This is a genomic window from Streptomyces luteogriseus (genome assembly GCF_014205055.1).
Lineage (GTDB): Bacteria > Actinomycetota > Actinomycetes > Streptomycetales > Streptomycetaceae > Streptomyces > Streptomyces luteogriseus.
The window spans coordinates 6,355,300-6,373,833 of sequence record NZ_JACHMS010000001.1; the positions used below are offsets into that span (position 1 = coordinate 6,355,300).

Consider the following 18,534-nt stretch of genomic DNA (forward strand, 5'->3'; position numbering starts at 1 on the left):
CGGAGTGAGGGCGGGATAAGCGACCGACATAATGTCGGTCGTGGCGACAGCAACGACAGTAGAAACCGGGCACGCGCACCCGTCGGTCAATCGGCCGAACCTCACCAGCGTCGGAACCATCATCTGGCTGAGTTCCGAGCTGATGTTCTTCGCGGCCCTCTTCGCGATGTACTTCACCCTGCGATCGGTGACGGGTCCCGATCACTGGAAGGAGATGGCTGCCCATCTCAACTTCCCGTTCTCGGCGACGAACACCACCATCCTGGTGCTCTCCTCGCTCACCTGCCAGCTCGGCGTCTTCGCCGCCGAGCGCGGTGACGTGAAGAAGCTCCGGATGTGGTTCATCGTCACGTTCGTGATGGGTGCGATCTTCATCGGCGGCCAGGTCTTCGAGTACACGGAGCTGGTCAAGGACGCGGGCCTGTCCCTGTCCTCCGACCCGTACGGCTCGGTGTTCTACCTGACCACCGGCTTCCACGGCCTGCACGTGACAGGCGGTCTCATCGCCTTCCTGCTGGTCCTGGGCCGGACCTACGCGGCCCGGAGGTTCACCCACGAGCAGGCGACGGCCGCGATCGTCGTGTCCTATTACTGGCACTTCGTCGATGTCGTCTGGATCGGTCTCTTCGCCACGATCTACATGATCAAGTAGCAGGGCCCGCATCCGCGCGTGCTCGACGAAGCGCGCATCCCAGAAGCATCGACGCAGAAGATCCTGACACCGGGGTAATCCGTGAAAAAGCTCTCCGCACGACGACGCCACCCGTTGGCGGCGCTCGTCGTCCTACTCCTCGCGCTGGCATGCACCGGGGGGCTGTACGCCGTGTTCGCACCCGCGGACCAGGCGCAGGCCGACGAAACCGCCCAGTCCCTCACCATCGAGGAGGGCAAGAAGCTCTACTCGGTCGGCTGCGCCAGTTGCCACGGCACCGGCGGTCAGGGCACCTCCGACGGGCCGAGCCTGGTGGGTGTGGGCGCAGCGGCCGTCGACTTCCAGGTGGCCACCGGCCGTATGCCGGCCGCCACCTCGCAGGGCCCCCAGGTCCCGAAGAAGAAGAACATCTACTCGCAGGCCGAGATCGACCAGCTCGCGGCGTACATCGCCTCGCTGGGCGCCGGTCCGTCCGTCCCGACGGAGGAGCAGTACGGCCCCGAGGGTGCCGACATCGCCAAGGGCGGTGAACTGTTCCGCACCAACTGCGCGCAGTGCCACAACTTCACCGGCAAGGGCGGCGCGCTGACGCACGGCAAGTACGCGCCGACCCTCGAGGGCGTCTCCCCGAAGCACATCTACGAGGCCATGCAGACCGGCCCGCAGAACATGCCGTCCTTCCCCGACACCACGCTGTCGGAGAAGAACAAGAAGGACATCATCGCGTACCTCGACGCGGTCAACAGCGAAAAGACCGAGAGCCCCGGCGGCCTCGAACTGGGTGGCCTCGGGCCGGTCAGCGAGGGCCTGTTCGGCTGGATCTTCGGTCTCGGCGGTCTGATCGCCGTCGCCGTGTGGGTCGCCGCCCGGACCGCAAAGGCCAAGAAGTCATGAGTAGCCAAGACATTCCAGAAGAGAACCTGCCTGCCGCGCAGTCCGCAGGCCATGACGAGCACGGGCACGGCGCGGTGAGCGTCGCGGACGACAAGCACCCGTTCGCCGACCCGGGCCTGCCTCCCCACGAGCACCGGGTCCAGGACGTCGACGAGCGGGCCGCCAAGCGGTCCGAGCGCTCGGTCGCCTTCCTGTTCACCCTGTCGATGCTGGCGACGGTCGGCTTCATCGCCTCCTTCGTGGCGATCCCGGTCGACAAGTCGGTGTTCATCTTCCCGCTCGGTCACATCAGCGCGCTGAACTTCGCACTGGGCATGACGCTCGGCATCGCGCTGTTCTGCATCGGCGCGGGCGCCGTCCACTGGGCCCGCACCCTGATGTCCGACGTGGAGGTCGCCGACGAGCGGCACCCGATCGAGGCGGCGCCCGAGGTCCGCGAGAAGGTCTTCGCGGACTTCAAGCAGGGCGCCAAGGAGTCTGCGCTCGGCCGCCGCAAGCTGATCCGCAACACGATGCTCGGCGCGCTCACGCTGGTGCCCCTCTCCGGCGTCGTGCTGCTGCGCGACCTCGGTCCGCTGCCCGGCACCAAGCTCCGCCACACGCTGTGGTCCAAGGGCAAGCTGCTCGTCAACATGAACACGAACGAGCCGCTGCGTCCGTCCGACGTCGCGGTCGGTTCGCTGACCTTCGCCAAGCCCGAGGGCCTGGAGGAGCACGACCACGACTTCCAGAACGAGATCGCCAAGGCCGCCCTGATGATCGTCCGGATCCAGCCGGACAACATCAAGGACAAGCGCGAGCTCGAGTGGTCGCACCAGGGCATCGTCGCGTACTCGAAGATCTGCACCCACGTCGGTTGCCCGATCTCCCTGTACGAGCAGCAGACGCACCACGTGCTCTGCCCCTGCCACCAGTCCACCTTCGACCTGTCCGACGGTGCCCGAGTGATCTTCGGTCCCGCCGGTCACGCCCTGCCGCAGCTGCGCATCGGCGTGAACGACGAGGGCTACCTCGAGGCGCTCGGCGACTTCGAAGAGCCCGTCGGTCCTGCCTTCTGGGAGCGCGGATGAGTAACAAGGACGACCGCCGCAAGGCACCCGCCGGAGAGCGGGTCGCCGACTGGGCCGACGGCCGCCTGGGGATCTACTCCCTGGCCAAGGCCAACATGCGCAAGATCTTCCCGGACCACTGGTCCTTCATGCTGGGTGAGATCTGCCTCTACAGCTTCATCATCATCATCCTCACGGGTGTGTACCTGACGCTGTTCTTCCACCCGTCGATGAACGAGGTGGAGTACCACGGCAGTTACGTCCCGCTCCAGGGGCAGCTGATGTCGGAGGCGTTCGCCTCCACGCTGGACATCAGCTTCGACGTCCGCGGCGGTCTGCTCATCCGGCAGATCCACCACTGGGCGGCGATCATCTTCCTCGCCGGCATGTTCGTGCACATGATGCGCGTCTTCTTCACCGGCGCGTTCCGCAAGCCGCGCGAGATCAACTGGATGTTCGGCTTCCTGCTGTTCGTCCTGGGCATGTTCACCGGCTTCACCGGCTACTCGCTCCCGGACGACCTGCTCTCCGGCACCGGTGTCCGCTTCACGCAGGGCGCGATCCTGTCCGTGCCGATCGTGGGCACGTACATCTCGATGTTCCTGTTCGGCGGGGAGTTCCCGGGTACCGACTTCGTCGCCCGGTTCTACTCGATCCACATCCTGCTGCTGCCGGGCATCATGCTCGGGCTCGTGGTCGGCCACCTGATCCTGGTCTTCTACCACAAGCACACCCAGTTCGCGGGTCCCGGACGGACCAACAAGAACGTCGTCGGCATGCCGCTGCTGCCGGTCTACATGGCCAAGGCCGGAGGCTTCTTCTTCCTGGTCTTCGGTGTCATCTCGGCCCTCGCCGGCATCGCGACTATCAACCCGATCTGGGTCCTGGGCCCCTACCGTCCCGACCAGGTGTCGACCGGTGCCCAGCCCGACTGGTACATGGGCTTCGCCGAGGGTCTCATCCGCGCGATGCCCGGCTGGGAGGTCAACCTCTGGGGCCACACGCTCGTCCTGGGTGTGTTCATCCCGCTGGTGCTCTTCGGTGTGTTCCTCGGGATCATCGCCCTGTACCCGTTCATCGAGTCGTGGGTCACCGGGGACAAGCGCGAGCACCACATCCTGGACCGGCCGCGCAACGCCCCGACCCGTACCGGTGTCGGTGTCGCCTGGGTGACCGGCTACATCATCATGCTGATCGGCGGTGGCAACGACATCGTCGCCACGCACTTCCATCTGTCGATCAACGCGGTCACCTGGTTCGTCCGGATCGGGTTCTTCCTCGGACCGGTCATCGCCTTCGTCGTCACCAAGCGCATCTGCCTCGGCCTGCAGCGCCGGGACAAGGAGAAGGTGCTGCACGGCCGCGAGTCGGGCATCATCAAGCGCCTGCCGCACGGTGAGTTCATCGAGGTGCACGAGCCGCTCAGCCAGGAGCAGATGTACACGCTCACGGCGCACGAGCAGTACAAGCCGGCCGAGATCGGCCCGACGGTCGACGAGAACGGTGTCGAGCGCAAGGTGAAGGGTTCCGAGAAGCTGCGCGCCAAGCTCAGCGACGCCTACTACGGCGAGGGTGCCCAGATCCCGAAGCCCACCGCCGAGGAGTACCGGGAGATCACGAGCGGCCACGGCCACCACTGATCACTGCTTCGCCACGCCACAGAAGGGCCCCGTCCGTTCAACGGACGGGGCCCTTCGCCCTGCCCGGGGCTGGATAGGGTGGACCCCGTTGAGACTCTCGTCCCGTAGTGCGGGACGCCTGACCCTGGAGCGGCTTATGAGCGCTGTGACCCCCGCTGGAGGCGACACCGCGGCGGGCCGCTCCTGGCCCCTGCTGTTGAACGGCCTGCTGGACGGCAGGCACCTGAGCGCCGACGACACCGCCTGGGCGATGGACCGGATCATGCGCGGCGAGGCGACCGAGGCACAGATCGCCGGGTTCGTCGTGGCCCTGCGCGCCAAGGGCGAGACCGTCGAGGAGATCAACGGCCTCGTCCGCACGATGTACGAGCACGCCAACGTGATCGAGGTGCCCGGGGCGACGGTCGACATCGTCGGCACGGGCGGCGACGGCGCGAAGACGGTCAACATCTCCACGATGTCCTCGATCGTGGTCGCCGGCACCGGCGCGAAGGTCGTCAAGCACGGCAACCGCGCCGCGTCCTCGGCGTCCGGGGCCTCCGACGTGCTGGAGAAGCTCGGCGTCAACCTCGAGCTGCCCCTGCACCGGGTCACGGAGGTCGCCGAGGAGGCCGGGATCACCTTCTGCTTCGCGGTGAAGTTCCACCCCGCGCTGCGGCACGCGGGCGCCGCACGCGGCCAGTTGGGCATCCGCACGGTGTTCAACGCCCTCGGCCCGCTCACCAACCCGGCCCGGGTCCGCGCCCAGGCCGTCGGTGTCGCGGATCCCCGCATGGCGCCGATCGTCGCGGGCGTCTTCGCCGAGCGCGGCAACTCCTCCCTGGTCTTCCGGGGCGACGACGGTCTGGACGAGCTGACCACCACGGCCACCTCCCGGGTGTGGATCGTCCGGGACGGTGAGGTGACCGAGGAGGCCTTCGACCCGCGTGACGTGGGCCTCGAACTGGTCCCCGTGGAGGCGCTGCGCGGCGCGGACGCCTCGTACAACGCGGAGGTCGCGCGGCGGCTCCTGGACGGGGAGACCGGCCCGGTGCGGGACGCGGTGGTGCTGAACTCGGCGGCGGCCCTGGTGGCCCTGGAGCCGACGCGAGCGCCGCTGGCCGAGCAGATCCGCGCCGGGATGGTGAAGGCGGCCGAGTCGATCGACTCGGGCGCGGCCAAGCGCACGCTGGAGCGCTGGGTCGCCGCCAGCAACAGGTAGGGAACCACGGACGGCGTCCCGCGATCCGGACTCGGGTTGCGGGGCGCCGATCTTTTCGCGTACGTTCCTGACCAGGTCATGAGTGACAGTCATGAGGCCCCGGCCGACTGTCCGGCAACCCTCCGTCCGTGGCGGGGTGCCCCGGGTGAAGACCGGGCCGCAGGCAGCGAGGTCTGTGGCAAGCGCGGACCCCTCGCACGCTTTTGAAAAGTGTGGGGCCAGGGGTCCTGGTCCTCGAGGAGTTCTCCCGTGAATCAGCGAATGCGATAGGGCCGCAGAGCCCCGCCTCCGCATCCCTCTTTCCTTCACCCCCGCTGGTAGCCGTACCGGCTCGCGGGCGGATTCCATCTGCCTTCACGGGAGTTCACCATGTCCGTCTCCACCGTTGCCGCCACCCCGTCCGTTTGTGCCCCGCTGCCCGTTCTGGGCCGGGATGTCACCGTGCCGCTCGTGACCGGTGGCGAGGTCACCTACGCCGCCCTCGACTACGCCGCCAGCGCTCCGGCGCTCCAGCGGGTCTGGGACGACGTCGCCGCCTACGCGCCCTATTACGGCAGCGTCCACCGCGGCGCCGGGTACCTCTCCCAGCTCTCCACCGACCTGTTCGAGAACGCCCGCCGGACCGTCGCGGAGTTCCTCGACTGCCGCGAGGACGACCAGGTCGTGTTCACCCGGTCGACCACCGACTCCCTCAACCTCCTGGCCGCCGCGCTCCCCGCCGACTGCCGGGTCTTCGTCTTCGAAACCGAGCACCACGCCTCGCTGCTGCCGTGGCGCAGTGCCCAGGTCACCTACCTCGACGCCCCGCGCAGCCACCGCGAGGCCGTCGAGACCCTGGAGCGCGCCCTCGCCGACCGCGACCCCTACGGGCCGGCCCTCGTGTGCGTCACCGGCGCCTCGAACGTGACCGGTGAGCTGTGGCCCGTACGGGAGCTCGCGGCGGCCGCGCACGCCCACGGTGCGCGGATCGTGCTGGACGCCGCGCAGCTGGCCCCGCACCACGAGGTGTCCGTCGCCGGCCTCGACGTCGACTGGGTCGCCTTCTCCGGGCACAAGCTGTACGCGCCCTTCGGCTCGGGTGTGCTGGCCGGGCGGGCCGACTGGCTGCGCGCGGCCGATCCGTACCTCGCGGGCGGCGGGGCCAGCCGCAAGGTCGTCCGGCGGGAGGACGGGGGAGTGGACGTGGAGTGGCACGACAGCGCCGCCCGTCACGAGGCCGGTTCGCCCAACGTCATCGGCGCCTACGCCCTCGCATCGGCCTGCACGGCACTGACCGAGGCCGGCTTCGACACCCTGGCGGCCCGTGAGCAGTACCTGGTCCGCACCGTGCGGGAGGGTCTCGCCGACGTTCCCCAGGTGCGGTTCCTGTCCCTCTTCGGGGACGACGCGCCGCGCGTCGGCGTGCTCTCCTTCGTCGTCGAGGGCTGGAACAGCTCCCACTTCGCCGCCGCCCTGTCCGCCGAGTACGGCATCGGCGTACGGGACGGGCTGTTCTGCGCCCACCCGCTGCTGCGCACCCTGCTCGGCAGCGACCCGCAGGCCCAGGGGGAGTGCGGGTCGCCGGAGTCCGCGCCCGGCGAGAAGTCGCTGAACGCCATCCGGGTCAGCTTCGGCGCGGGCACGCCGGACGAGCATGTGGAGCGGTTCGTGCGGGCGGTGAAGGAACTCGTGGCGGACGGCGCGCAGTGGAACTACCGCACCGAGGACGGTCGCTGCGTGCCGGACACCTCCGCCTGAGCCGGCAGACGGCTGCCCAGGACGATCATCCGCAGGGCGCGTTCGGTGGCGTCCGTGAGCAGTTCGCCCGCCCGCAGCAGGGCCTCGGCCAGCTCCAGGGGGCGGGCAGGATGCCGTCGCCCGTCGTCGTCGGTGCCCGGGCCGCGGTCGTCGTCGTCACTCGCTGGGCTGTCGGTCACCGGGGGCCGCCGCGAGACCACCTCGTCACCCGGCGTGGCGCCGGACGGCGTGGCCGTCGGGGTGGGATCGACGTGGAGGTGGGCGTGGGCGAGCCGTGGTCCAGCTCCATCCGCGGGGCGGGCACCTCGGGCGCCTTGGGGCTGTCCGCGAGGGCGTAGCTGGTCGCGGCGATGCCCAGCGGGATCAGCACGACGGCGGACAGGGCCGCCATCCGGCGAGAGAAAACCATGTGCCCGATCCCCCGGGACGGGACCCGGGCGACAGCATGAAGCCCGGATGAAGAACTCTTCATCCGGGGCCCGGCAGGCGGGACGGCCTCAGTTGTCCAGCCCGATCGAGAACGCCGCTTCCAGGTCGTGCTGCGAGTACGTACGGAACGCCACGTGTGTGTCCGTCCCCTCCACCCCGGGGATCTTGCTGATCCGGCCCGGGATGACCTCGGCCAGGTCCTCGTGCTCCTTCACCCGCACCATCGCGATCAGGTCGTAGGTGCCCGTGACGGAGAAGACCTCGCTGACGCTGTCCAGCGCCGCGATCGACTCGGCGATCTCGGGGATCCGGTCCACGCTGGTCTTGATGAGGACGATCGCGGTGATCACGGCTGGTTCTCTCCCTCGGGGGCCGGAGCAGGGGCGGCCTTCACTCTAGTAGGGCTGGTGGGGCGGCCGTAGCGGACCGACGCATAGCCGAAGCCCAGACCGAAGCCGATCAGGTGGGCGAGGTAGGCCACCCCCGGCCCGTCCGGGGCCCGCCCCGCCGCCAGCCACTGCAGCGCCGCCCAGAACGGCAGCACGACCCATGCCGGGAAGCGCACCGGCAGGAAGAACAGGAACGGCAGGAGACTGGTCACCCGGGCCCGGGGGAACAGGTACAGGAACGCACCGAGGACCGCCGAGATCGCGCCCGAGGCGCCGACCAGGGACTGCTCGGAGTCCGCGTTGGCGACGGCGTAGCCCAGCAGGGCCAGGTAGCCGCAGCCGACATAGAACAGGGTGAACTGCACCCGGCCCATCCGCTCCTCGGTCATCGCCCCGAAGACGTAGAGGAAGAGCATGTTGCCGAGCAGGTGGACCCAGCTGCCGTGGACGAAGAGCGCGGTCGCGGGGGTGAGGGCCGCTCTCCCGGACCCTTCGAACAGTTCTGCGGGGATCACGCCCCAGCGCCGGAAGTAGGCCCGCTGCACGGCGAGCAGCTCCTCGCCCGTGCCGTACGCCGGGTTCAGGCCCGAGGCGGGTCCGGCCAGGAAGGCCAGGCAGCACAGGGTGATCAGGGTGTACGTCACCGGCGCAGACGACCCGCCGACCGTTCTGCCGGCCCGGACGATCGACGCACTCCACTTGCGGATCATGAATACAGAGCATGACGTAACCGGACGCAACCGCCCAGACCGCCTCGCCGCCGTGGACACGCGGGCGGCGGGTACCCGCCAGGCCGTAGGGTTACGGACCACACGCACCGGGGATGCCGGTCGCGTCACGGACACTAGATGGAAAGAGAACAGGTCACGATGACGGTTCCCCTGCCGACCGCCGAGACGCGTTGGCGCTGCACCCTCTGCGGCAACCTCACGAGGTTCGACGTGACCCGCTCGTCGAAGGTCGTCGAGTACGTCCACCTCGACCTGGCCGGAGAGCCGAAGGTCGAGGAGCGCGAGGTCCTCAGTGAGACCATTGAGTCGGTGCGCTGCCGCTGGTGCAACGCGGTGGACCAGGTGGAACTCGTGGACAGGCCGGGCGCCGGCTCCTGAGGACGGGGGTCCCGGGGAGGGCCCCGCACGGATTGGGGTGTGACGGATGGTGGAGACCACGGGCGGGGGGCCGGGTGACGGCGCCGCCGAGGTGCTCGACCGTCCGCTGCCCGACGGCGTGCGCCGCAGGGTCGTGCAGATCGTCTCCGACGGCTTCGGCTCGCTGACGGTCGGCGAGCTGCCCGCGCAGCTCAGGCAGTACGCCCGGTTCGCTCCGAACCGCCGGGCGAAGTTCGCCGGCAACGCGATGGCGGCCGCCCTGGAGACCGATCCGCTGTTCCGGCAGCGCATCGGGGAGAAGCTCAGAGAGACCCAGCCGGAGCTGACCGGCGCCCTCGACTCAGGCTCCCCGCCCCCGGCCGCGGACCCGCTCGACGTGGCGGCCGCGGCCTACGTACTGCGGCCCCTCGACTGGGTGAAGCTCGTGACCGCCGCCGGCGAGGAGGCCCAGCGGGCCGACGCCGAGCGCGCCGACGAGGAGAACCGGGCCGAGCTGGAGCGGCTGCGCGCCGAGCTCGACCGGGCCCGTGATCACACCCGGGCCGAGACCGAGCGGCTGCGCACGGAGCTGGAATCGGCCAAGAAGGAAACCGAGTCGCTGCACCGCAAGCTGCGTGCCGCCCTCAGCGACGTCAAGCGGGGCGAGGCCGCCCTGCGTAAGGCGCAGGGCGAGATCGAGGCAGTCCGTGCCGAGGCGCACGCACAGGTGTCCGCCGCCGAGAGCGAGACCCGGCGCCTCAAGTCCCGGCTGGGCGAGAGCGAGGCCGCTCTGGAGGCCGCGCGCCGGGCCGCCCGCGAGGGCCGCAGCGTCGAGGACATGCGGGTCCGGCTGCTGCTGGACACCCTGCTGGACGCGACCCAGGGGCTCCGCCGCGAACTGGCCCTGCCCCCGGTGTCGGTGCGGCCCGCCGAGACCGTCGACGCCGTCGAGCCGGGCCGGATGACCCCCAAGGACATCGCCGCCCGCGCCCTGTCGGAGGACGACCCGCAGGTCCTCGATCAGCTGCTGGCGCTGCCGCAGGCCCATCTGGTCGTCGACGGCTACAACGTCACCAAGACCGGCTATCCGCAGATGCCGCTGGAGAAGCAGCGCCTGCGGTTGCTCGGGCAGCTCTCCCAACTGGCCGCGCAGAGCGGCGCTGAGGTGACCTGCGTCTTCGACGGCGCCGAGCTCGCCGCACCGGTGCTGCTGGCCCCGCCGCGCGGGGTGCGCGTGCTGTTCTCGAAGCCGGGCGTCACGGCCGACGAGCTCATCCGCCAGCTGGTGCGCGCCGAACCGCCGGGCCGCCCGGTCATCGTGGCGTCCACCGACCGCGAGGTCGCCGACGGTGTGGCCCGGGCCGGCGCCCGCCCGGTCGCCTCCGCGATGCTGCTCAGGCGGCTTTCACGGGCCTAGGGGGCCTTGGGGGGCGTACGCACCATGCGTAACGTCCGGGCGTGATGCCCGAATTGGTGGGACCTGTGAGCCACGGTGCGTCAAGTGGGTCTCACGGCCTGTGAGTCCAGAGGAAAAGATGGCCTACCGTGACGCAATTTTTCATCTGAGGATTTGAACTGATCACAGGAAGGTCACTAGGGTCGGGCCGAACCTCCGCTCGGGTGATCACTCATCGGGAGAGACGGCGGAGGGGCCAGAAGGAGCTTTTCACCCGTGGCGTCCCACCGTCGTCCTAAGCAGCCGAGCCGCGCACGTGTGACCGTGCTGACCACCGCCGCCGCCGCTGCCGTCGCCTTCAGCTCGCAGGCCGCCAACGCGGCCCCCAGTGAGAAGCCGAGCAAGGACGAGGTCAAGACCAAGGTCGACAAGCTCTACGAAGAGGCGGAGCAGGCCACCGAGAAGTACAACGGGGCCAAGGAGAAGCAGGAGAAGCTCCAGAAGGAGATCTCCACCATCCAGGACAACGTGGCCCGCGGCCAGGAGGAGCTCAACGAGCTCCGCGACGGTCTGGGCCTCGCCGCCGCGTCGCAGTACCGCACCGGCTCCATCGACCCCTCCGTCCAGCTGTTCCTCTCCGCGAACCCCGAGGACTACCTCGACAAGGCCTCCACGCTCGACCAGTTGAGCAGCCAGCAGGTCGAGGCACTGAAGAAGGTCCAGGAGAAGCAGCGCGAACTGGCACAGCAGCGCGCCGAGGCCTCCGAGAAGCTCAAGGACCTCGCCTCCACCCGGACCGAACTGGGCAAGAAGAAGAAGGAAGTCCAGGGCAAGCTCTCCTCCGCGCAGAAGCTGCTCAACAGCCTCACCGCCGCCGAGAAGGCCGCACTCGCCGCCGAGCAGAGCCGCGCCAGCCGGGCCAGCGAGCGCGACGCCCTCGACGTCGACGTCCCGCCCGGCTCGGGCCGCGCCGCGGCCGCCTTCGCCTTCGCCCAGAGCCAGCTCGGCAAGCCCTACGTCTACGGCGCCACCGGCATGAGCTCCTTCGACTGCTCCGGCCTCACCTCCCGGGCCTACGCCGCCGCCGGCATGCAGATCCCGCGCACCTCCGAAGCGCAGTCCCAGATCGGCACCAAGATCTACTCCACCAGCCAGCTCAAGGTCGGCGACCTGGTGTTCTTCTTCAACGACCTGCACCACGTCGGCCTCTACGCCGGCAACGGGCAGATCATCCACGCCCCGCGCACCGGCACCGTCGTCCGCTACGAGTCGATGAGCACCATCGGCGGCCCCTTCATGTTCGGCGTCCGGGTCTGACGACCGGCTCCCGGAGCCTTCGGGACCAGGACACCCTGTCCGCCGTTCGGGCGAATCACGACGGCCCCGAGTGAGCCCACGCCCCGCCACTGACCTGCGTCAGCGGCGGGGCGCAGTGCTGGATACCCACGGATGGTCGTTGGCGGCCCTGCGTCGCGGGGCTACTGTCTGCCGCGGTCCAAGTCCGCCAGCGGAAGGAGAGCGGCTTCCCGTGGGGTCCCATCGTCGTCTTGCACCGTCCGGGTTCGACCGGGGCGCCGGTGCCGCGGTCAGCATCCTGTCCGTCACGGCCGCCGCCCTGGGCGCGGTACCGTCCGCCGCCGCACCGTACGACGACACCCGTGCCCAGGTGGACCGCCTCTACGAGCAGGCCGAGAAGGCCACCGAGGCGTACAACGAGGCCGACGAGCGGGCCGACGGGCTGCGTGCCGAGGTCGGCACCGTCCGGGACCGCATCGCCCGCCAGCAGGAGCGCGTCAACTCCATGCGGGAGTCCCTCGGTTCGCTCGCCGGCGCCCAGTACCGCTCGGGCGGCATCGACCCGTCCCTCGCCCTGCTGTTCTCCGACGACCCGGACGACTACCTCGACCACGCGTCCCGGCTCGACCGTCTCACCGCCCGCCAAGCCGGCGAGCTGAGGGAGCTGAGGGGCGCCATGCGCGAACTCGCCCAGGACCGCGAGGAGGCCGCGGACAAGCTCCGCGAACTGGAGACGAGCCGCAAGGCGGTCGCCGCCCACAAGAAGACCGTGGAGCGCAAGCTCGCCACGGCCCGGCGGCTGCTCAACTCCCTGCCGGACGCCGAGCGCGACGCCTACGGCCGCGCCTCCCGCTCCGGCCGCCCCGGCATGCCCGACCTCGGCGGCGCCACCGCCGCCTCCGGACGCGGTTCCGCCGCTGTCGCCGCCGCCCGCAGCGCGCTCGGCAAGCCCTACGTCTGGGGCGCCAACGGGCCCTCCGGCTTCGACTGTTCGGGCCTGATGCAGTGGTCGTACGCGCAGGCCGGGGTCTCCCTGCCGCGCACCTCGCAGGCCCAGCGGTATGCCGGCCGGCAGGTCCCGCTGTCCGAGGCGCGCCCCGGCGACCTGGTCGTCTACCGGGGCGACGCCAGCCATGTCGGGATGTACATGGGCAACGGGCAGGTCATCCACGCGCCCTACCCCGGCGCGCCCGTGCGCTACGACCCGGTCGGGATGATGCCCGTCTCGTCGGTCACCAGGGTCTGACCGGCACGGCCCGGCGCCCGTACGATCGGGAACGTGGCAGGTCGAAGGTCGGGGTCCGCGCTGGTGGCGCTCGTCGTGCTGCTCGTCGCCCTGGCCGGGTGCGGCGGGCGGTCCGCGGCCGACAGTGCCACGGCCGACGTACAGCGGCTCCTGGACCGGCGGGCCGCGGCGGTCGTCGACCGCGACGCTCGGGCCTACGAACGGACGGGCGAGGGGACGGATTTCGCCAAGCTGCGCGAGGTGCCCGTGGCCGCCTGGTCGTACCGGGTGACCGCGGTGCGCCGCACCGGCGACACGGCCACCGCCGACGCCGAACTGCGCTACCGCGTCGCCGGGTACGACCGGGCTCCAGTGACCACCGGACGCACCCTGCGGCTGAGCCGGGACGCGGACGGGCGGTGGTCCGTCCTCACCGACCGGCCCGCGAAGAAGTCCGCGCAGCAGCTGTGGGACCAGGGGACGGTGCACCTCGTGCGGGGCCGGCACAGTCTCGTGCTCGGCGTCGGCCGGTCCGGCGGGTCGCTGCGGGACTTCGCGGACCTGGCCGACCGCGCGGTGCCGGCCGTGTCGGACGCGTGGGGCAGGAACTGGAGCCGGCGGGTCGTCCTGGTCGTGCCCAAGTCACTGGAGGGTATGGCGGGGCTGCTCGGCTCGCCCGCCTCGTCCTACCGCGGGATCGCGGCGGTCACCACCGGCGAGACGGGCGCCCGGACCCGGGCGCCGGCGGACCGGATCATCGTCAACCCGGACGCGTTCGCGCTCCTCGGAGACCTCGGCGAACAGGTCGTCGTCACCCACGAGACCACCCATGTCGCCACCCGCGCCCGCACCACGGCCGCCACGCCCCTGTGGCTCTCCGAGGGGTACGCCGACTGGGTCGGCTACCGCGCCGCCGGCCGCACCCCCGCCGAGTCCGCCCCCGAGCTGTCCCGGGCGGTCGCCGAGGACCGTATCCCCACCACGCTCCCGGACGACGAGGACTTCGGCTTCACCGGCGACGCGAGCCGCCTGGCCCGCTCCTACGAGAGCGGCTGGACGGCCTGCCGGATGATCTCCGACCGCTGGGGGGAGGCCCGGCTCGGCGCCTTCTACCGGGCCGTCGGGGAGCACCGGGAGCGGGCCGGGGCGGTGGAGGACGCGATGCGGAAGGTACTGGGGACGACGCCGGACGCCTTCACGGCGCGGTGGCGGGCGTATCTGCGGGAGCAACTGGGCTGACCGCTCGGGCTGCCCGGGGTGTGCCCGGCCGAGGCGCCTCAGGGGGAGACGGGGGTCTCGCCCGCCCGGGTCGGCTGGGAAGGCACGGAAGCCGGCGGTGCGACGGACGGGACGGTCGCCCGCCACAGGGCGCGGGCCGCGATCAGGGCCGCGGCCACCAGCAGGCCGTTGCGCAGGAACAGCAGGGTGAGGCCGAGGCCGTCACTGGCCACCACGTTGGCGAAGTAGAACGGGAACTCCAGCACCGTCACGAAGCAGGCCACCAGTACCAGGGCGACCGGCAGCCGCATCCGGCTGCCGGGGAAGTACAGGCAGACCGCCGCCAGCCCGACCAGCCACACCATGTACTGCGGGCTGATCACCCGGCTGGTGGTGGTGAACATCAGCACGGCGACGAAGGCCGCGTCGGCGAGCGTGTGCTCCGCGAAGCGGCGGGCCAGCAGCCGCCACAGCACCAGCCAGCCGAAGGCCGCCCCGGTCAGGAACAGCGCGCCGGTGCTCACCTCGCTCACGTACGGCCCGAGGAACTCGATCGAGCCGTAGTTCAGCTTCACCTCGCCCCGCCAGCCGAAGTGCCGGGCGACGTGGAAGACCAGCGCGCCCAGCGACTCCACCTCGGTGCCCCGGTCGCGCTGGAAGGTCAGGAACGCGAACGCGCCCGGCATGGCCAGCGCGAACACCCCCGTCACCACGGTGCCGGTCACCAGCGCCGACACCCAGGCACTGCGCCGGCGGGCGGCGAGGAGCAGCATCGCGGGCCACACCTTCAGCAGCGCCCCGAAGGCGGCCAGGGCCCCCATCGCCCTAGGGTGCCGGGCGCCCGCGAGCAGGGCGGCCATCGCCACGGCCGTGACCATCACGTCGTAGCGGGCGTACACCGTCGGGCCGAGCAGGGGGACGCCGATCACCCACACCCAGGCGCCGCGCAGCGAACGGCCCGGGCGGCGGCCCGCGCACGTCATCAGGGCCAGCACGGCCAGGTCGGTGACGCAGACCAGGACGTAGAACGCGGTCGCGTAGTCCAGGAAGGGCAGCAGGCCGGGGGAGAGGATCGCCAGCGCGGCGGCGGGCGGGTACTGCCAGGTGACGTCGTTCAGCGGGAACGTTCCTGTGCTCAGGACGTCGTACCAGCCCTGGTAGATCACCTGCACGTCGCTCGTCACGTCCGGGCCCGGGAAGACGTACACCTTCAGGACGAACAGCAGCAGCACCAGCCTGGAGAGACACCAGACCACCGGCAGCCATGCCAGGGACCGCCTCGTGCCCGTCGTCTTCACGTGATCCCTGCCCGTTCGCGTGCCGTGTCGAGGGGGCCATGATGGGCCCGTCAGCTGTGAGCGTGCCATACGTGCCGCCGCACAGGGCGAGGAGGGCGGTTCGGTAGGGTCGGCGGCGTGCGCAAGACCCTGATCGTGACGAACGACTTCCCGCCCCGGCCCGGCGGCATCCAGGCCTTCCTGCACAACATGGCGCTGCGGCTGGACCCGCAGCAGCTGGTCGTCTACGCCTCGACCTGGAAGCGGACCCGGGAGGGCGTCGAGGCGACCCGCGCCTTCGACGCCGAGCAGCCCTTCACCGTCGTACGGGACCGCACGACCATGCTGCTCCCGACCCCGGGCGCCACCCGGCGGGCCGTCGGTCTGCTGCGGGAGCACGGCTGCACCTCGGTGTGGTTCGGGGCGGCGGCCCCGCTCGGCCTGATGGCCCCGGCGCTGCGCGGGGCGGGCGCCGAGCGGCTGGTCGCCACCACGCACGGCCACGAGGCCGGCTGGGCCCAGTTGCCCGCCGCCCGGCAGCTGCTGCGCCGGATCGGCGACGCCACGGACACGATCACCTACCTCGGCGAGTACACCCGCTCGCGGATCGCCCCCGCCCTGACGCCCGAGGCCGGTGCCCGGATGGCGCAGCTGCCGCCCGGCGTCGACGAGAAGACCTTCCACCCCGGCTCGGGCGGCGACGAGGTGCGGGCCCGGCTGGGTCTGACGGACCGGCCCGTGGTCGTCTGCGTCTCCCGGCTGGTGCGGCGCAAGGGGCAGGACACCCTGATCCGGGCCCTGCCCCGCATCCTCGCCGCCGAGCCCGACACCGTCCTGCTGATCGTCGGCGGCGGCCCCTACGAGAAGGACCTGCGGCGCCTCGCGCACGAGACGGGCGTCGCCTCCTCCGTGCGCTTCACCGGCGCCGTGCCCTGGTCGGAGCTGCCCGCCCACTACGGCGCCGGCGACGTCTTCGCGATGCCCTGCCGCACCCGCCGCGGCGGCCTGGACGTCGAGGGCCTCGGCATCGTCTACCTGGAGGCCTCCGCGACGGGCCTGCCGGTCGTGGCCGGCGACTCGGGCGGCGCCCCGGACGCGGTCCTCGACGGCGAGACCGGCTGGGTGGTGAAGGGCGGTTCCCCCGAGGAGGCCGCCGACCGGATCACCGTCCTCCTCGGCGACGCCGAGCTGCGCCGCAGGATGGGGGAGCGGGGCCGGGAGTGGGTCGAGGAGAAGTGGCGCTGGGACCTGCTCGCGGAGCGGCTCAAAGCTTTGCTGTAGTGCGGGTGCCCTTCAGGGGAGCGGGGAACTGCGCGAAGAACCACGGACAACCTGCACCCGCCGTCAAGGATCAAGTCGCACCCCACTAGGCGGAACCGCAAATTCCGCCGATGCTGCGCGCATGACAGTAAAACTGATGCAGCGTCAGCTGACAAGACGTCACATCCTGGGCATGGCAGCCCTGCAGACCGCAGCCACCCTCGGCTTCACCCGCATCGGCCTCGAAAGCGCCCGAGCCGCCGAGCCCGACGCAGTCGACACCGCCCCGGCGATCGTCGTCGGCTCCGGTTACGGCGGAGCGGTCGCCGCCCTCCGTCTCGGCCAGGCCGGCATCCGCACGATCGTCCTGGAGATGGGCCGCCTGTGGAACACCACAGGCCCCGACGGCAAGGTCTTCTGCACCACCAGCGCACCCGACCAGCGGTCCATGTGGTTCCGCACCCGCACCGAGGCCCCCCTGTCCAGCTTCCTGTGGCTGGACGTGGTCAACCGGGACATCGACCCCTACCCCGGCGTCCTGGACCGCGTGCACTTCGACCACATGTCCGTCTACGTCGGGCGGGGCGTCGGCGGTGGCTCCCTGGTCAACGGAAGCATGGCCGTCACCCCGCCCCGGTCGTACTTCGCCGAGCAGTTCCCCACCGTCGACGCCGACGAGATGTACGGGACGTACTTCCCGCGCGCCCGCGCAGCCCTCGGCGTGAACACCGTCGACCCGGCCTGGTTCGAGTCGACGGAGTGGTACCGCTTCACCCGCGTCTCCCGCAAGCACGCCGAGAACGCGGGCCTGCGGACCACCTTCGTGCCGAGCGTCTACGACTTCGGCCACATGCAGCGCGAGGCGGCCGGCACCGCCCCGAAGTCGGCGCTCGGCGGCGAGGTCATCTACGGCAACAACCACGGCAAGCGCAGCCTCGACAAGACCTACCTGGCCGCCGCGCTCGGCACCGGCAACGTCACCCTCCACACCCTGGAGAAGGTGCGCGCGGTCAGCCGCGCGCCGGACGGCAGCTACGTCCTGACCGCCGATCGCGTCGACGAGACCGGCAGGGTCGTCCAGACCAAGGAGTACGGCTGCACGTACCTCTTCCTGGGCGGCGGCAGTCTCGGCACCACCGAACTGCTGCTGCGCGCCCGGGAGACGGGCACCCTGCCCGACCTCGACGCCCGTGTCGGCGCCGGCTGGGGCCCCAACGGCAACGTGATGCTCGGCCGGGCCAACCACCTCTGGGACACGGTCGGAGCCAACCAGTCGACCATGCCGGTCATGGGCATCGACGACTGGGCGAACACCGCCAACCCGGTGTTCGCAGAGATCGCCCCGCTGCCGACGGGCCTGGAGCACTGGGTGAGCCTCTACCTGGCGATCACCAGGAACCCGGAACGGGCGTCCTTCTCCTACGACACCGGCTCGGGCCGGCTGCGGCTGGGCTGGACGGCCGCGCACTCCGCGGTCTCCGTCGCCATGGCCAAGAAGCTCTTCGACCGGATCAACGCGGCCAACGCCACGATCTACCGCTACGACCTGTTCGGTTCGAAGAGCAAGATCTTCGCCGACGACTTCACCTACCACCCGCTCGGCGGCTGCGTGCTGGGCAGGGCGACGGACGACTACGGGCGGGTCAGGGGATATCCCCGGCTGTACGTCACCGACGGCTCGCTCGTGCCCGGGTCGCTCGGGGTGAACCCCTTCGTGACCATCACCGCGCTCGCCGAACGCACGATGGCGCGGGTCCTCGCCGAGGACACCGCGCCATGACGC

Annotated in this window: 18 protein-coding genes and 1 riboswitch; of the genes, 13 read left to right on the forward strand and 5 right to left on the reverse strand. The window is 70.8% G+C overall.

Going from position 1 to position 18,534, the window contains the following annotated elements:
- Window positions 1-31 precede the first annotated feature (31 nt).
- From ctaE to BJ965_RS28285, 6 genes are all read left to right on the forward strand, one after another.
- The gene (ctaE, locus tag BJ965_RS28260; RefSeq protein ID WP_020272940.1) at window positions 32-652 is read left to right on the forward strand and encodes an aa3-type cytochrome oxidase subunit III; all 621 of its coding nucleotides are present in this window, start codon (window positions 32-34) and stop codon (window positions 650-652) included.
- An 81-nt stretch (window positions 653-733) separates the two neighbouring features.
- Entirely contained in the window at window positions 734-1,546 is an 813-nt protein-coding gene (gene qcrC / locus BJ965_RS28265) for a cytochrome bc1 complex diheme cytochrome c subunit (RefSeq protein ID WP_184912293.1), read from the forward strand.
- Complete coding sequence (gene qcrA, locus BJ965_RS28270) at window positions 1,543-2,616, forward strand: cytochrome bc1 complex Rieske iron-sulfur subunit (RefSeq protein ID WP_184912295.1); 1,074 nt, start codon at window positions 1,543-1,545, stop codon at window positions 2,614-2,616. Before qcrC ends, qcrA begins: the two co-directional genes overlap by 4 nt.
- The gene (qcrB, locus tag BJ965_RS28275; protein ID WP_184912298.1) at window positions 2,613-4,235 is read left to right on the forward strand and encodes a cytochrome bc1 complex cytochrome b subunit; all 1,623 of its coding nucleotides are present in this window, start codon (window positions 2,613-2,615) and stop codon (window positions 4,233-4,235) included. Before qcrA ends, qcrB begins: the two co-directional genes overlap by 4 nt.
- Window positions 4,236-4,371: 136 nt before the next feature.
- Window positions 4,372-5,436 carry an anthranilate phosphoribosyltransferase gene (gene trpD / locus BJ965_RS28280; RefSeq protein ID WP_184912300.1) on the forward strand — a complete coding sequence of 355 codons (1,065 nt, stop codon included), beginning with the start codon at window positions 4,372-4,374 and terminating at the stop codon, window positions 5,434-5,436.
- A 74-nt stretch (window positions 5,437-5,510) separates the two neighbouring features.
- A riboswitch (SAM riboswitch) is annotated at window positions 5,511-5,627 on the forward strand.
- Between the two features lie 178 nt (window positions 5,628-5,805).
- Entirely contained in the window at window positions 5,806-7,173 is a 1,368-nt protein-coding gene (locus tag BJ965_RS28285; protein WP_184912302.1) for an aminotransferase class V-fold PLP-dependent enzyme, read from the forward strand.
- Here the strand turns inward: BJ965_RS28285 and BJ965_RS28290 are convergent.
- The 4 genes from BJ965_RS28290 to BJ965_RS28305 all read right to left on the reverse strand — a co-directional run bounded on the left by BJ965_RS28290 (window position 7,128) and on the right by BJ965_RS28305 (window position 8,701).
- A complete protein-coding gene (locus tag BJ965_RS28290) occupies window positions 7,128-7,352 on the reverse strand; it encodes a hypothetical protein (RefSeq protein WP_376777948.1) in 225 nt (74 codons plus the stop codon). The genes BJ965_RS28285 and BJ965_RS28290 overlap by 46 nt on opposite strands.
- A complete protein-coding gene (locus BJ965_RS28295) occupies window positions 7,349-7,582 on the reverse strand; it encodes a small secreted hydrophilic protein (RefSeq protein WP_246546063.1) in 234 nt (77 codons plus the stop codon). Before BJ965_RS28295 ends, BJ965_RS28290 begins: the two co-directional genes overlap by 4 nt.
- An 88-nt stretch (window positions 7,583-7,670) precedes the next feature.
- Window positions 7,671-7,952, reverse strand: coding sequence for an Lrp/AsnC family transcriptional regulator (locus BJ965_RS28300; protein ID WP_030848030.1), 282 nt, complete (start codon window positions 7,950-7,952; stop codon window positions 7,671-7,673).
- Window positions 7,949-8,701, reverse strand: coding sequence for a rhomboid family intramembrane serine protease (locus BJ965_RS28305; protein WP_184912304.1), 753 nt, complete (start codon window positions 8,699-8,701; stop codon window positions 7,949-7,951). Before BJ965_RS28305 ends, BJ965_RS28300 begins: the two co-directional genes overlap by 4 nt.
- 159 nt (window positions 8,702-8,860) lie before the next feature.
- Between BJ965_RS28305 and BJ965_RS28310 the strand changes: the two genes are divergently transcribed.
- The 5 genes from BJ965_RS28310 to BJ965_RS28330 all read left to right on the forward strand — a co-directional run bounded on the left by BJ965_RS28310 (window position 8,861) and on the right by BJ965_RS28330 (window position 14,235).
- Window positions 8,861-9,100, forward strand: coding sequence for a hypothetical protein (locus BJ965_RS28310; protein WP_003989675.1), 240 nt, complete (start codon window positions 8,861-8,863; stop codon window positions 9,098-9,100).
- Window positions 9,101-9,146: 46 nt separating this feature from the next.
- Window positions 9,147-10,496, forward strand: coding sequence for an NYN domain-containing protein (locus BJ965_RS28315; protein ID WP_184912305.1), 1,350 nt, complete (start codon window positions 9,147-9,149; stop codon window positions 10,494-10,496).
- 255 nt (window positions 10,497-10,751) lie between these two features.
- On the forward strand, window positions 10,752-11,792 hold the full coding sequence (locus BJ965_RS28320; RefSeq protein ID WP_184912308.1) for a C40 family peptidase: 1,041 nt from the start codon (window positions 10,752-10,754) through the stop codon (window positions 11,790-11,792).
- Between the two features lie 211 nt (window positions 11,793-12,003).
- Window positions 12,004-13,017 (forward strand): C40 family peptidase, encoded by a 1,014-nt coding sequence (locus BJ965_RS28325; RefSeq protein WP_184912310.1) that lies wholly within the window; start codon window positions 12,004-12,006, stop codon window positions 13,015-13,017.
- 33 nt (window positions 13,018-13,050) lie between these two features.
- On the forward strand, window positions 13,051-14,235 hold the full coding sequence (locus BJ965_RS28330; protein ID WP_184912312.1) for a hypothetical protein: 1,185 nt from the start codon (window positions 13,051-13,053) through the stop codon (window positions 14,233-14,235).
- 38 nt (window positions 14,236-14,273) lie between these two features.
- On the opposite strand, the gene BJ965_RS28335 is transcribed toward BJ965_RS28330, so the two are convergent.
- Window positions 14,274-15,512 carry a glycosyltransferase family 87 protein gene (locus tag BJ965_RS28335; protein WP_184912314.1) on the reverse strand — a complete coding sequence of 413 codons (1,239 nt, stop codon included), beginning with the start codon at window positions 15,510-15,512 and terminating at the stop codon, window positions 14,274-14,276.
- A gap of 117 nt (window positions 15,513-15,629) precedes the next feature.
- On the opposite strand from BJ965_RS28335, the gene BJ965_RS28340 reads away from it, so the two are divergent.
- Together BJ965_RS28340 and BJ965_RS28345 are read left to right on the forward strand one after the other, a co-directional pair.
- On the forward strand, window positions 15,630-16,772 hold the full coding sequence (locus tag BJ965_RS28340) for a glycosyltransferase family 4 protein (protein WP_184912316.1): 1,143 nt from the start codon (window positions 15,630-15,632) through the stop codon (window positions 16,770-16,772).
- A 136-nt stretch (window positions 16,773-16,908) separates the two neighbouring features.
- Window positions 16,909-18,531 (forward strand): GMC oxidoreductase, encoded by a 1,623-nt coding sequence (locus BJ965_RS28345; RefSeq protein ID WP_449343242.1) that lies wholly within the window; start codon window positions 16,909-16,911, stop codon window positions 18,529-18,531.
- The last annotated feature ends 3 nt before the right edge of the window (window positions 18,532-18,534 follow it).